This is a genomic window from Sulfolobales archaeon (genome assembly GCA_038897115.1).
Taxonomy (GTDB): domain Archaea; phylum Thermoproteota; class Thermoprotei_A; order Sulfolobales; family AG1; genus AG1.
Map to the genome: position 1 here is coordinate 6,236 of JAWAXC010000038.1, position 14,130 is coordinate 20,365.

Sequence of the window (14,130 nt, forward strand, 5' to 3'; positions counted from 1 at the left end):
CCTCTCCTCTCCTCCATAGGCTCACCCAAACAATATTCTCGATATCCTAACTTTAAGCTCGTATAAGCTTGTCTCTATCACATGGTCAAGTGTGTAGTTATATCTAATTGATCTGTCTCTTGAAAGGGCTATAAAGCCTCCACTGATTTTTGCCCCACCAGAGACTGATCTGACTCTATCACCTGCACCTATCTCCTCTATAACCTCCTTAACAAGGCTTAGAGATGAATCGTTTGTCTCTATATACACCTCGCCCTCTAATGCTAGAACAGCCTCTAATGATCTCCTTAGAAACTTCTTATATAACTCTCTATTATCTAAAAGCTCCTTGATAAATCTATTTCTAACATCATCAACAACCTTGTTGATCCATATCTCGCGTCTCTGCTCAGCTATCTTTTTTAACTCAACCTCTAATTTAGATCTTGAGCTTTCAATTGTTCCTCGATATTTCTTGATACCCTCATCTATCCTGGATCTTAGCTCAGAGGCCTTTTTATTTATGAGATCTTCTAGATCCCTTTTAACATTATTCCTTAGCTCCTCAAACATCTTTTCAAGCCTCTCTAGGATCTCTGAGCTTATTTCCTCAACGATCTTCTGAGGATCACCATAGATCCTATATATCTCCGACATATTCTCACCCAACCCCTAGGGCTTTTTTCAGGAGAGACGCTGCATCTATGGGCTTTACATCGCTCCACATACTCGGTATAACCGTTATCACAGGCGCCCCTGGAGACATAGAGATCCTATCTATAACGTCTTGCACCATATCAGCCACATCCTTTGTCACTATTATCAGAGCAATATCTCCCGACTTAGATAGGGTTCTCAACTGCTTCTCAGCATCATCTACATTTTCAACGACAAAGCCCTCCACCCCAAGCATGCCGAAGGCGTTTACAACGTATCTATCTCCGAGAACCACTATCCTACCCTTTTTCATGAGCTCCCCAGAGTAGTCTCCTCTCTAAATAAATAAGCTTGGTTTATACAGAATATGTGGGGTTTTAAGAGGTGTTATAGGTGCTCCTGCCGGAGAAGATGGCTAGGATCTCTCTGTTGGTTTCAAAAAGGGATCTAGACCTAGCTGTCTACTCACTTATGGAGACAGGCTCATTCCAGCCTGTATCAAGACTGGGAGAGGGGAGGGCTTCTGAGAGGGCAAGGCTAATGCTACCAGCTATTGGTGAGGGTATATCGAGGTTAGAGCAGTATATGGGGCTTGTAGGTGTTAGAATAGGTCAGCTCAGGCTTAGCCAAGACATGGTTTTAGAGGGGAGTGAGTGGTTTGAGATATCATCGAAGCTTCTCCAATCCCTCAGAGAGATTGATGAGAAGTTCGAGGATCTATATAGAAGGGCTAGAGATCTACAGGAGAAGATCAGCAGCCTTGAACCTATAGCCCAGGTTATGAGTGTTTTAAGCGATATAGATATTGATCTCGAAAGGGTTGTGAATGGTAGGGTGTTGAGGGCATATATCTTTATATCTCAAAACGAAAGGCTGGAGAGGATCTTAAGCGCTATAGAGAAGAGGGTAGGATCATTAATAGCTATATCGAGACCCCTTGATGAAAATAGCAGCGTGCTCTTGATAATAACCAAGAGAAGGGATGAGGAAATCAAAGAGATAGCTAGGCAGGAGAAGGCTAGAGAGATAGAGGTTCCAAAGGGCTACCCGCTAAATCCAAAGATGCTTTCAGAGCAGCTGAATAGAGAGCTCGAGGAATCCAGGTCTGAGCTAAACAGGGTTAGGGAAACAGCATCGAAGATCTATGAAGAGATATCGGATAAATTCCTAGAAACATATGCAGGGCTTGTCACAGCTAGAGAGGCTCTCTACCTACTGGCAAGGTCTAGGGATAAAGGTAGATATGCTCTTATAGAAGGCTATATTCCGAAGAGCTCTATAGAGGATTCTCTAAAGATCATCAGAAGTAGGCTTGGCGATAGAGCTATTGTTGAGGTTAAAGAGATCGGCAGGCTTGAGAGAAATCTGGATGAAGAGCCTCCTTCAAAATACTCTGTGCCGAAGAGGCTCCAGACATTTAAAATGATCTCAGAGCTATATGGCCCTCCAAGCTATAGAGAGGTTGTTCCTATCTATATAACAGCCATAACCTTCCCCCTCATATTCGGCCTCATGTTCCCAGATCTAGGGCATGGATTGGTTCTCCTAATAGCTGGGATTATATTTTATAAAATACTTGGTAGAGAAAATAGATCTTATAGGGAGTTGGGGGAGCTTGTGATATATGTCTCGCTAGCAGCCATAATAGCTGGAATCCTATCCGGAGAATTTTTCGGCCCAGCAACACCTGTTTCCAAATATATTGAGGAACATCTATATAGCGGGGCAACACCGCCTCTAGCGGTTCCAATAGGTAAAGAGGAGGGAGGCGCTGTTGGTGAGGCATTGATGCGCCTCATATTCCTATCCTTAAGAATCGGTGGGGCTACACTGGTGCTTTCAACATTGCTGGGGATGGTTAACTCATTATTAGAGAGGGATTTTGAAAAAATGGTGGCAAGGGATATCCCGAGATTCCTTTTATTCCTATCAGTTGCAGCACCTGTTTTTATATATCAAAGCATAGAGCTGGCCGGCCAGACATATGGATATCTAGCCTTTATAACACCATCGCCGGGGGGATTGGCGCCTGATGTTATCAAGGGGCTCCTATATCTAGGGCTTATATGGATCTTCCTTGGCGAGGTAGCTGTTGAATCTATGAAGCACGGGATATCATATGGGATCAAGAAGCTCGTAGATGGATTTATGGAGTTCTTCGACACAATAATAATATTAATAGGTAATACAATAAGCTATCTCAGGATCATGGGGATAGCGCTAGCACATATAGCAATAATAATCGCCTTCTACCAGCCTGTGAAGAGCATGATAGATGCTGGTGGCATCATATCCCTACCAGCCTGGATACTATATGCTGTAGGAAACTTACTAGATATAGGGCTGGAATCAATAGTAGCATTCGCCCACACACTCAGGCTACATCTCTATGAAATGTTCGGAAAATTCTATATGGGAGTAGGAAAGCCCTACGAACCCCTTAAACCACCAATGATAAAGGTGGAGATAAAGAAATAGGAGGGGCGGCGCGGATCCAAAGCCCCGCATCCTTGACCGCTAGACGACCCGGCTCCAATATATAGAAATATAGAGGAACCTTAAAACTTTAGAGGAAGGGATCCTCCTATAGTTACTAGCTCATCTCCATATAATACTTTACAACTAAAAGCCCCGCCCCTTTAAGGCAGAGAGGGGGTCAGTAACAAACCGAATATATTTATAATTATAATAATGTGTTTATGTATTTGGGGGATTAAGGTATATAGGCTGTCTTGACTTGTGTATCTATGAGACATAATAGTGAGGTATAGTGGAATGCCAGCAGATCCTAGATTCATTGTTGATACCATGTTGGGTAACCTAGCTAGGTGGCTTAGAATCCTGGGCTATGATGCAATATATAGCCCTACCATGGAGGATTGGGCTATATTGAGAATAGCTGAGAGAGATAAAAGGATAATTGTGACTAGGGATGTTGGGCTATATAGAAGGGCAATTAAAAAGGGTTTGGAAGCGGTATTGATAGACTCGATAAAAGTAGATGAGATGTTGAGAACGCTTGTTAAAAAATATGGTCTGAGAACTAGTTTTGATGAGAATGATACGAGATGTCCTAAATGCAATAATGTGCTTAGAAAAACCACATCGCTAATTGAGATTAGCAGTAAGGTTGATAAGGAGGTAGCACTCTCCTACAAGGTGTTCTGGATATGCAGCTCATGCGGTAAGGTTTATTGGAAGGGCAGGCATTGGAGAACCATAGAAGAAATATTATCGAGTATCTAATCTCCTCCCCATCCTAAGAATGGATCCTCATTTATAAGGGTAGATTGGAAGAGCGACCGCTAAATAGGAGATCTTCATATCTACTTCTTCGTTACCTGTGTGGCAGGCGTCTTACCAACTTCCGTAAACGGGATATAAGCGCCTCCTGCCCATGTATGGCCACATTTTGGGCATCTCCATATACCAACAGCTATTCTCTCCAAAACCGATTTCTTCCTACATCTTGGGCATTCATATTCCTGATATCTCTTCTCCATAACCTCTTTCCACCGCTTTCTAAGGCTAGAGCCATATCTAGCGCCAAACCTCCCAGCTATCCCAACAACCTTCTTCCTAGGCATTTGTGACCAATGCCTATATAGTTACAACCCTTATAGGCTTACAACTAGAAGCCTTGCTCCTCTAAGGTGAGAAGGAGGTCAGATCTATCCTTCTCCTTCTTCTAGAATGATCTTCTGTTCTTTAGAACACCTTCTAGCTCCTTTAACCTGCTTCACAATTATATTTATAGGGTAAAAGGGATCGTAGCTTTGTTGCTTCTCTAATTTTTATATGTTGAGAACTGAATATGGATTAGGAAATATATTGAGGGTGGGTATTGCATATAGCATTGGGGATCCTGCTGGGAGGGGTATAGCGAGGAGGATCATAGATAGGCGGAGGCTTATATGTGGAAAGTCTCTTGATCCTAGGGCTGATGATGTGTGCGAGGATCAGTATATTAGGTTGGTGGGCTTTTTAGATGATGTTATATATCTAGAATATCTAGATGATTTCTTCCATCAATATGATGCTGTGATTGTTTTATCAAGGCATAGAGCCTCTTCTGGGATACCGAGTCTGACTGTACATTATACAGGCAACCCCAGCTCTGAAGCCCTGTATGGGGGGAAGCCTAGGAAGCTTGCTATAAGCATGCCTAGCCTAGGCTCATCCCTTCTCTATACCATATACAGAGAAGCTAGATCCTCGGGGCTTGGATCTCTATTCAGCATTACATATGAGGCAACGCATCACGGACCTACAGAGAATAGACTCCCCATAGTATTTGTTGAAATAGGGTCTTCTGAGAAAGAGTGGATCCTCGGTGAGGCCCATGAGGCTTGGGCTAGAGCTATAGATGAGGCGATAGCATCTAGGATAGAGTGTTCATCAATAGGAATTGGGGTTGGGGGTAATCACTACCCCAGTAGATTCACAGGGTTAACAATAGAAAGGAGAATTTGTCTCGGTCATATAATACCTAGATATATATTGAAGGGGCTTAGCTATGAGGAAGTGATCGATATAGTTGGGCAGGCTATTAAAGCATCTAGCGAGAAGATCGAGACTGTATATATTGAGGAGAAGGCGGCTCAAGCAAATAAGCTAAAGGCTATAGAGAAGATAGCATCTGAGTTCTCCCTCAAAATAGAATATCTATAGCATCTCGGATGGCGCCCATGATAAAGATATATTTCTTAGGAACAGGTGCAGGTGCGCCAACCCCTAGTAGATGGGCATCATCGATACTAATCAGCGTTGGATCATCAAACTATCTCTTTGACTGCGGAGAGGGATGTCAGCTAAGGCTCTCAAGCCTAGGTATATCTCCGCTCAAAATCACATCGATCTTCATCACACACGAGCATGGAGACCATGTTCTCGGGGTTCCACCACTTATTGAGAGCATGTCCCATCATGGGAGGAAATCCCCTCTATATATTGTAACCCCCAACACTATTGCCAATATGATAGAGGGGGTGGTTAGAACAACGAGCAGGGGTATAGGTTTTGAAATAATCTATAGAAGCCCCGAAGAGGGGTATGAGGATAGCAATGTGGGTGTGAAGGGCTTTAGAACATGTCACTCTAGCGAGAGCTGGGGTTATAGGGTGGAGGTGAAGAAAAGGAAGCTGGTAATATGTTATTCAGGCGATACAAGCCCCTGTGAATCCCTTGCTAGGGAGTGTTATAGTGCATATATACTGATCCATGAGGCTACATTTACGTTGGAAAATGCTGCAGATGCGAAGGAATCGATGCATTCAACGGCGTATGATGCAGCTAAACTGGCACAGGCTATTAACGCGAGATATCTATATCTAACACATATAAGCTCGAGATATAAGGATCAACGTGTTGTCCTTGAAGAGGCACAATCAATCTTTAGAAATGTTAGAATAGCTGAAGATCTAATGGTTACATATATAATATAAAACTATTTCTATATATATAATGTGTTTACTATTAATAATCTAAACCAATATTAATAATCATGCTTATATATCCCTTAAAGCTATATGATAGGGTGATATTAGGTGGAGACCCTTGAAAGGGTGAGAATCACTGTTAGGGTAAATGGCAAGCTATATACCCATGAGGTGGAGCCCAGGCTCCTACTGGTTCACTATATAAGGGACTATCTAGGGCTCACAGGAACCCATATAGGGTGTGATACATCTAACTGTGGTGCGTGTACCGTTATACTAAATGGGAGGGCTGTTAAGTCATGCACATTATATGCCTTTATGGCTGATGGTGGAGAGATCCTAACTATAGAGGGGCTTGAGAAGGATGGCAAGCTCCACCCGATTCAAGAGGCTTTCTGGGAGAACCATGCCCTGCAATGCGGATTCTGCACCCCTGGTATGATAATGACCCTCTATGACTTCCTCCAGCGGAATCCAAAGCCTAATGAGGAGGAGGTTAGAAGGGCTATTGAGGGTAATCTATGCAGGTGCACTGGATATCAGAACATTGTTAAAGCTGCTCTCTGGGCTGCTGAGAGAATGCGCGGTGGGGGTGGGGGTAGGTGAGCATAATATATAAAGCTAGGCCAACACAGCATCTAGGCAAGCCTGTGAAGAGGAAGGAGGATCCTAAACTAATTACGGGTAGAGGCCTCTATGTTGATGATATAAAGCTTCCAGGCATGTTATATGCGGCTTTCCTTAGATCCCCATATGCACATGCAAAGATCAAGAGTATAGATGTTTCTAAAGCACTGAGAATCCCTGGAGTGGTTGCAGCATACACAGGCAAGGATTTCAGGGGCAAGATAGGGCCGATACCAACTGGGTGGCTACTAACCGGCGCAGATCTCAAGGTTCCGGAGTGGCCAGCAGTAGCATATGATAAGGTTAGATTTGCTGGGGAGATAGTTGCTGTAGTTGTTGCAAGCGATCCATATAGGGCTAGAGATGCTCTAGACGCTATAGAGGTTGACTATGAACCCCTACAAGCTGTTGTGAATGTAGAAGACGCTATAAAGCCAGGGGCTCCACAGCTGCATGAGGGTGTGCCCAACAATATAGCGTTTAGATGGAGACTCAAGGGTGGAGAGGATTTTGAGGATATAAGTAAGAAAGCCGATAAGGTGATCAAGCAGAGGATGGTTAACCAGAGGCTAATACCATCGGCTATGGAGCCTAGAGGGGCTGTAGCTGAATATAATAGATATACGGGGGAGCTAACCCTATGGGTTACCTCGCAGAACCCCCATGTTCATAGGCTGCTCCTCTCAGGAATTCTGGGGATACCCGAGAATAAGTTGAGGGTAATAGCACCAGATGTTGGTGGGGGGTTTGGAAGTAAGATACCTGTATATCCATTGGAGGCGATTGTAGCTAGATTAGCAATGGATCTTGGAAGACCTGTTAAGTATGTTGAGACTAGGAGGGAGAACTTCCTAGGAACAATACATGGTAGGGATCATGTGGAGTATGTGGAGGCAGCTATTAAAAATGACGGCACAGTCCTCGGGCTAAGGGTTAGAACCCTAGCCAATATGGGGGCATATCTAAGCACAGCAGCCCCAGGCGTCCCAACGATTCTCTTTGGAACTATGCTCTCAGGCCCATATAAGATAAGATCTGTCGATGTAGAGGTTACCGGGGTGTTTACAAATACCACGCCTGTTGATGCATATAGAGGTGCTGGGAGGCCCGAGGCAACATATATATTAGAGAGGGTCATGGATCTTGTTGCTAGAGAGCTTAACATGGATCCAGCTGATGTTAGGAGGAAGAACCTAATCCCAGAGGCGCCTTATACAGTGGTTACAGGCCTCACATACGATAGTGGAAAATATCTAGAGGTATTTGAAAGGGCTCTCAAGATAGCTGATTATGAGGGGTGGAGGAAGAGACAGATCGAGGCGAGGAAAGAGGGTAGGCTGATAGGGATTGGGATTGCAAGCTATATAGAGGTATGTGGGCTAGCCCCCTCAAGAATAGCTAGAGCCACAGGCTTTGGTCTAGGCCTGTGGGAGAGCGCTATAGTTAGGGTGCATCCAAGCGGTAAGGTCACAGTATATACTGGGACAAGCCCACATGGACAGGGAGAGGATGTTGCATTTGCACAGATTGTGGCAGAAGAGCTAGGGGTCTCCACAGAAGATGTCGAGGTGATCCATGGCGACACCGCTCTTGTACAGTTTGGTATGGGGACATATGGGAGTAGAACTACACCTGTTGGTGGTGGGGCAATAGCCCTCGCAGCTAGAAGGGTTAGGGAGAAGGCTAGGAAGATAGCTGCTGCCCTATTAGAAGCTAGGGAGGAAGATGTGGTGTTCGAGGCAGGTAGATTCTATGTAAAAGGAGCTCCGGAGAAGGCTGTAACGATCCAGCAGGTTGCGTTAGCAGCATATACAGCCGAGAAGCTACCACCAGGGGTTGAACCGGGGTTGGAGGCCACAGTTTTCTATGATCCTGAGAACTTCACATTCCCATATGGAACCCACGTATGTGTCGTTGAGATCGATAGGGAGACGGGTGGTGTAAAGATCCTAAGATATGTTGCTGTAGACGATGCAGGGATCATAGTTAATCCAATGCTTGCAGAGGGACAGGTTATAGGGGGTGCTCTCCAGGGAATAGCCCAGGCTCTATATGAGGAGGCTATATATGATAGCTCCGGCAATCTCCTGACAGCGGGCTTTAATGATTATATGATACCAACCGCTAGGGAGGCCCCCAAGATCGAGTCTTACTTCTATGAAACACCATCACCCCATAACCCGCTAGGTGTTAAAGGGATTGGCGAGACAAGCACTATCGCCTCAACACCTGCTGTGGTTAATGCCGTTCTAGATGCTCTAGCCCACCTAGGTGTGAGGCATATAGATATGCCCCTACTTCCGAGTAAAATATATAAGGTATTGAAAGAAAAGGAGGTGGGGTAATTATGTATCCACCTAGGTTCTCACTAATAGTTCCCTCAACCCTTGAAGAAGCTCTAGAGGCTCTAAGTAGATATGGCGATGAGGCTAAGATCCTGGCTGGTGGGCATAGCCTTATACCGCTTATGAAGCTTAGGCTTGCATCACCTAAATATCTAATCTATATAGGGAAGATCCCAGGGTTATCCTATATCAAAGAGGAGGCGGGGAAGATCCATATTGGGTGTATGACCACCCACGCTATGATAGAATCTTCAGATCTTCTTAGAAGGAAGAACCCACTACTATCAGAGACAGCCTCCAAGATAGGGGATCTTCAGGTGAGAAATATGGGTACTATAGGGGGGAGCCTAGCCCATGCCGATCCTGCTGCGGACTATCCAGCAGCAGTCACAGCCTTAGAGGCTGAGATTGTAGCGAGAAGTGTAAAGGGGGAGAGAGTAATCAAGGCTCAGGAATTCTTTAAGGGACCCTTTAGCACAGCGCTTAGAAGCGATGAGCTATTGGTGGAAATACGTGTTCCATCTATGGAGGGGTATTTCGGTGCTGCATATGAGAAGCTAGTGTTTAGAGCAACAGATTTTGCTATAGTTGGTGTTGCAGCTCTGCTGGAGCTGGATAAGGGAGGGACTATAAAGAATGTGAGGGTAGCGTTAACAGGTGTTGGGAGCACACCTGTGAGGGCTAAGTCTGTTGAGGAGGAGCTTATTGGTAAGCAGGCAAGCAGGGATCTCATTATAAAGGCCTCTGCAAGGGCGTCTGAGGGGCTTAATCCGCCAAGCGATATAAGAGCCTCCTCTGAATATAGGAAGGCTATGGCAGCGGTTATGACTAGGAGGGCCCTTCTAAGGGCTTTAGAAAGGGCTCAAGAGAAGATGGGATCTAAGGGATAGCTTATATATAGTTTAACATATTTTTCATCTAGGAATGGTAAACGTGGAAATAGATCTGAATAGCCTCTCTGTCGAAGGAATACTTAAGCTTCTTGAGAGCGTTGGCTATATAGCTGATAGGAGGATCGCAACCGCTGTTTATCTAGCAATAAAGCTCGAGAAACCCCTATTAGTGGAGGGGGAACCTGGATGTGGAAAGACAGAGCTTGCAAAGGCATTAGCAGAGGCTCTGGGAACCGAGCTTATAAGGCTTCAATGCTATGAGGGGCTTGATGCATCCAAGGCTCTATATGAGTGGGATTATCCACGACAGCTTATAGCGATAAGGCTTCTAGAGAGCTCCTCATCTCCTGAGGAGATCGAGAGGGAGATATATAGTGAGAAGTATCTGCTTAAAAGACCCCTTCTAAAGGCTGCTATGAGCAACTCTCCAAAACCCTCGGTTCTTCTCATAGACGAGGTTGACAGGGCGGATGAAGAGTTCGAGGCGCTATTGCTGGAATTCCTCTCTGAGTTCCAGATAACAATTCCGGAGATAGGGAGTATAAAGGCTTCTAAGAAGCCAATAGTGATCCTCACATCGAATAGAACTAGAGAGGTTGGGGACGGCCTTAGGAGGAGATGCCTCTACCTATATCTATCCTATCCCGATAGAGATAGGGAGCTCGAGATAGTTAGGAGAAAAGTCCCCAATATATCTGAAAAACTTGCTAACCAGGTTGTTGATGCTATAAGGGTTATCAGATCTATAGATGGTATAGCTAAAAAGCCCGGCATATCTGAAACGATCGAGTGGGCTAGGGCACTTAAGGAGCTAGGCTATGAAGAGCTTACAGAGGAAGCTATAAGGAACACCATATCTGTTGTTCTAAAGCTACCAGAAGATATTGAGAGGGTGGATCCAAGCTATATAATCTCTAAGATCGGGGATCAGACCTTTGAGAGAAATAACATTGGAAAACCTAGTTGACTTCATAAGGATCTTAAGGGAGAATGGATTTAGAATAGGCATCTCAGAAGATATAGATGCATATGCTGCGATAAATAAACTTGGAATCTCAGGTGATATTCGTAATGAATATCAGAGAATAGGGGTTTTTAGAGAAGCACTTAGAATAACCCTGGTTAAGGATCCAGGCCTCTATGAGCTATTCGACAAGCTATTCGACATGTACTGGCTAATGGATCTCGATGTGAGACAACAGACAGAGAAGAAGATCGAGGTAAGGGTTATAATGGAGGGCGAGACACCTGATCCTATAAAAAGGTTTCTCTCAATATATAGTCCACTAGAGATAAGGGGGAGAAGCCCTAAAGATGTTATGCTAGATCCTAGTGTGAGGAATTCGATTAGAAGAATCCTTAGAATAATAGGAAAGAAGATCTCCACAAGACCTGGCATTAGAAGAACTATATCTCCAAAGGGTGAAATCAGCTTCCCCCTAAGCTATAGGGAGGCTATATCAACACTTGGAGATATTGTAAAGCTGAAGAAGACTAGGAGGAAGATGAGTAGAACACATTATGTCTTTTTAATAGATGTTAGCGGATCTATGGAGGATACATGGGAAAACATAGCAAAGCTCTTAAGAGCGATTAAAGGTTTATCCCCAAGTAGCTATGAGGTGTTCCTATTCAGCACAGATCTTGTGAGGGCTACAGACGCTGTGCAGATGGGAGAGAGGGTTGTAAGGGATCTTCTGGTGAGAAGTGGTATATGGGGGAGTGGTACCAGGATAGGAGAGTCTTTATATAAGTTAATAAACCTTTATAAGGGCTATCTACGGAGTGAAAGCTTGGTGCTAATTATAAGCGATGGATGGGATCTAGGGGATCTAGAGCTTCTGGAGAAAAGCCTGGTTATGTTGAAGAAAATGGTTAGCAAAATACTATGGCTTTCACCATATGCTGGTAAGAAAGGATTTGCCCCAGAAACTATGTGTTTAAGAATTGCATCGAAATACGTTGATGCTATACTACCGACTGAGCTCCTATACAATATAGTAACTCTAAGGAGGTATCTTAAGAAGCTATCCACGATATGACCCCTCCACAGCCATTAAGGGCGGGGTTTTCGCTGGGGTCTCGGGCGTTGCCCCCTCATTGCGGGAAGCTACTCAACAAAAAATGAATTAGAAGCTTAAAACCTAAACCTGCCTTAAAATGCGAGGTTTGTCAGCTGTTTTATCATAAGCACACCCCACATACTATTTATTAACTCTTGTTACCTTATTAATATTGGGTGTTACTGGGTGGAAACGTCTATTAGAAAGGTTATAAGGATAGGGGAGAAGAGTTATGGCCTTACATTGCCGAAGGAATGGCTAGATAGATTAGGGATAAAGATTGGGTCTTCTGTTGAGACGATTATAGCAGGGAATCATATAACGATAAGACCGATTACTGGCGAGACCATCGATAGATCTATTTCTCTTGAGGAGGGTGATGAGAACATGCTTTCAAAGCTCATCATAGCTTCCTACATAGAGGGAAAGGATCTAATAATAATGAGGGGGGATAAAAATGCTATTAGAAAAGCCTTTAATATTGTTAAAGGTAAGCTGCCAGGAATGATCTTTGTGGAGAAAGGGGACTCACCTGAAATTAGAATTACTGCTGATGAGAGAACGATAAATATACAAGAGGTGATAAAGACTATGAAGAGTACTGCACAGGTAATGTTTGAGCTCATGATGAAATACCTCGATGATAATGATCAAGAGCATCTGAAGGAGATCCTCATTATGGATGATGAACTAGACTCTCTACACTTCATAGGGCTTAGAAGTGTGAAGAGGATGTCAGCAAAAATGCCAGAAGAAGCTATAGATCTTGCTATAGCTCTAAAGGCTTTAGAACATATAGGAGACGCCCTTGACAGGGCTTCCACATATCTTCTGAGAGCCAAGCTTTCTGAGAGATGTAGCGCAGCACTTAAAGAAGCATTAAAGATAGCATATAGATATTTCCAAACATCCTTCGACGCCCTTATATCGAATAACTATAGATCTTCTCTTGAAGCCCTTAATGAGAGGCAGAACAATGTAGATGCTGTATTAGATATATCCAGAAAGAGCGCTTGCTTCGAGGAATTATCGGCTGTGATACACGAGATACTAGTTATAATAGCTTCATCGGCAGAGGCTTCAGAGATCTCGATTAGCAAATACATCAGAGAAAAGGGAGAGGCTACCAGCTTACCCCTAAAGAGATAGCTTCTCCTTAAATGATTCTAGAGCAAGCATACCGGTTCTATATTTAAGATTTATGAGCCTTGCTACAGGTGGTTGAAGTTGCTCAGAGTAGTCTGTTTTTCTCAATGATATTTATCGCAGAGATCCTCGATCCTATTATTTCTATAACCTCTCTTCGAAGCTCAGGATCCTTCTCAAAAACCCCTCTAGCAGCTCTTGTAACCATTTTTAGAGGCTCTTTAACCCCCCTGTGTAGGGCGCAGAGGTGGAGGGCTTCTATTATCACCATGACTCCTTTAGCATCTAGATAGCTTGCTATGAAGTCGGCTATCTGATTGGTAAGTCTTTCTTGAACCTGTAGCCTTCTTGAGAATGCATCAACTATTCTAGCGAATTTTGAGAAACCAAGGACTTTATTTCCTGGGATATATGCTATTGATGCTGTACCTATTATTGGTAGCAAGTGATGCTCACACATGCTTCTTACAGGTATATCATATACTATCACAACATTATTCCATATTTCCAAGGACTCCTCCCCATTATCCCCCTCATAGTTAAAGGTCTTTACATACTCCTCTGGACTTACGGAATATCCTCTGGCTAGCTCGTCAAGCCACATTCTAGCCACTCTTGCTGGGGTATCTCTAAGCCCTTCCCTCTCGGGATCTTCTCCTATTAGCTCAAGGAATCTCCTTATTATCGCACTTAATTCCTTATATAGCTTCTCTCTATCCTCTTGATCACCATGCGAATCAATATCCCTCTTAGCTCCCATTTTAGAGTCGCCTTTGAATATATACCTCATATATTGAGACCGTGTGAATGCTTAAAAGATTTAGTGCATAGCATTTCTTGGTTATAAGCTATGCCTCTATACCAGGGGAACGATCTTAGGAAGATCACTGGGGGGAAGAAGAGGAGAAGTAGAAAGCCGAGGAAAAGGGAGATAGGTAGTTTCCCAACAAACACAACGCTTAGCAATGAGGAGGAGAGGGTT

14 protein-coding genes are annotated in these 14,130 nt (G+C 43.9%); 10 read left to right on the plus strand and 4 right to left on the minus strand.

Translation table 11 applies throughout. From position 1 onward, the window contains the following. Positions 1-21: 21 nt before the first annotated feature. Entirely contained in the window at positions 22-636 is a 615-nt protein-coding gene (locus QXE01_06400) for a V-type ATP synthase subunit E family protein (GenBank protein MEM4970866.1), read from the minus strand. A gap of 4 nt (positions 637-640) precedes the next feature. Further along, positions 641-949: a V-type ATP synthase subunit F gene (locus tag QXE01_06405; protein ID MEM4970867.1), complete on the minus strand. Its 309-nt coding sequence runs from the start codon at positions 947-949 to the stop codon at positions 641-643. A gap of 80 nt (positions 950-1,029) precedes the next feature. Here QXE01_06405 and QXE01_06410 point away from each other — a divergent pair, with 80 nt between their 5' ends. Together QXE01_06410 and QXE01_06415 are read left to right on the plus strand one after the other, a co-directional pair. Next, on the plus strand, positions 1,030-3,114 hold the full coding sequence (locus tag QXE01_06410; GenBank protein ID MEM4970868.1) for a V-type ATPase 116kDa subunit family protein: 2,085 nt from the start codon (positions 1,030-1,032) through the stop codon (positions 3,112-3,114). Between the two features lie 282 nt (positions 3,115-3,396). Next, positions 3,397-3,882, plus strand: coding sequence for a Mut7-C RNAse domain-containing protein (locus QXE01_06415; GenBank protein MEM4970869.1), 486 nt, complete (start codon positions 3,397-3,399; stop codon positions 3,880-3,882). Positions 3,883-3,962: 80 nt separating this feature from the next. Here QXE01_06415 and QXE01_06420 read toward each other — a convergent pair whose 3' ends face one another. Then, positions 3,963-4,223: a 50S ribosomal protein L37ae gene (locus QXE01_06420; protein MEM4970870.1), complete on the minus strand. Its 261-nt coding sequence runs from the start codon at positions 4,221-4,223 to the stop codon at positions 3,963-3,965. A gap of 250 nt (positions 4,224-4,473) precedes the next feature. Here QXE01_06420 and QXE01_06425 point away from each other — a divergent pair, with 250 nt between their 5' ends. The 8 genes from QXE01_06425 to QXE01_06460 all read left to right on the plus strand — a co-directional run bounded on the left by QXE01_06425 (position 4,474) and on the right by QXE01_06460 (position 13,151). Then, the gene (locus QXE01_06425; protein MEM4970871.1) at positions 4,474-5,307 is read left to right on the plus strand and encodes a D-aminoacyl-tRNA deacylase; all 834 of its coding nucleotides are present in this window, start codon (positions 4,474-4,476) and stop codon (positions 5,305-5,307) included. A gap of 17 nt (positions 5,308-5,324) precedes the next feature. Further along, entirely contained in the window at positions 5,325-6,080 is a 756-nt protein-coding gene (locus QXE01_06430) for a ribonuclease Z (protein MEM4970872.1), read from the plus strand. A gap of 102 nt (positions 6,081-6,182) precedes the next feature. After that, complete coding sequence (locus tag QXE01_06435; protein ID MEM4970873.1) at positions 6,183-6,680, plus strand: (2Fe-2S)-binding protein; 498 nt, start codon at positions 6,183-6,185, stop codon at positions 6,678-6,680. Further along, positions 6,677-9,046 carry a glyceraldehyde dehydrogenase subunit alpha gene (cutA, locus tag QXE01_06440; protein ID MEM4970874.1) on the plus strand — a complete coding sequence of 790 codons (2,370 nt, stop codon included), beginning with the start codon at positions 6,677-6,679 and terminating at the stop codon, positions 9,044-9,046. Before QXE01_06435 ends, cutA begins: the two co-directional genes overlap by 4 nt. Positions 9,047-9,048: 2 nt before the next feature. Continuing rightward, on the plus strand, positions 9,049-9,936 hold the full coding sequence (gene cutB / locus QXE01_06445; GenBank protein MEM4970875.1) for a glyceraldehyde dehydrogenase subunit beta: 888 nt from the start codon (positions 9,049-9,051) through the stop codon (positions 9,934-9,936). A gap of 43 nt (positions 9,937-9,979) precedes the next feature. After that, positions 9,980-10,906 (plus strand): MoxR family ATPase, encoded by a 927-nt coding sequence (locus QXE01_06450; protein ID MEM4970876.1) that lies wholly within the window; start codon positions 9,980-9,982, stop codon positions 10,904-10,906. Then, positions 10,875-11,981, plus strand: a complete 1,107-nt coding sequence (locus QXE01_06455) for a VWA domain-containing protein (protein ID MEM4970877.1) — start codon at positions 10,875-10,877, stop codon at positions 11,979-11,981. Before QXE01_06450 ends, QXE01_06455 begins: the two co-directional genes overlap by 32 nt. A 207-nt stretch (positions 11,982-12,188) precedes the next feature. Further along, positions 12,189-13,151, plus strand: coding sequence for a phosphate uptake regulator PhoU (locus tag QXE01_06460; protein MEM4970878.1), 963 nt, complete (start codon positions 12,189-12,191; stop codon positions 13,149-13,151). Positions 13,152-13,233: 82 nt separating this feature from the next. Here QXE01_06460 and folE read toward each other — a convergent pair whose 3' ends face one another. Further along, positions 13,234-13,938: a GTP cyclohydrolase I FolE gene (folE, locus tag QXE01_06465; protein MEM4970879.1), complete on the minus strand. Its 705-nt coding sequence runs from the start codon at positions 13,936-13,938 to the stop codon at positions 13,234-13,236. Positions 13,939-14,130: the final 192 nt, after the last annotated feature.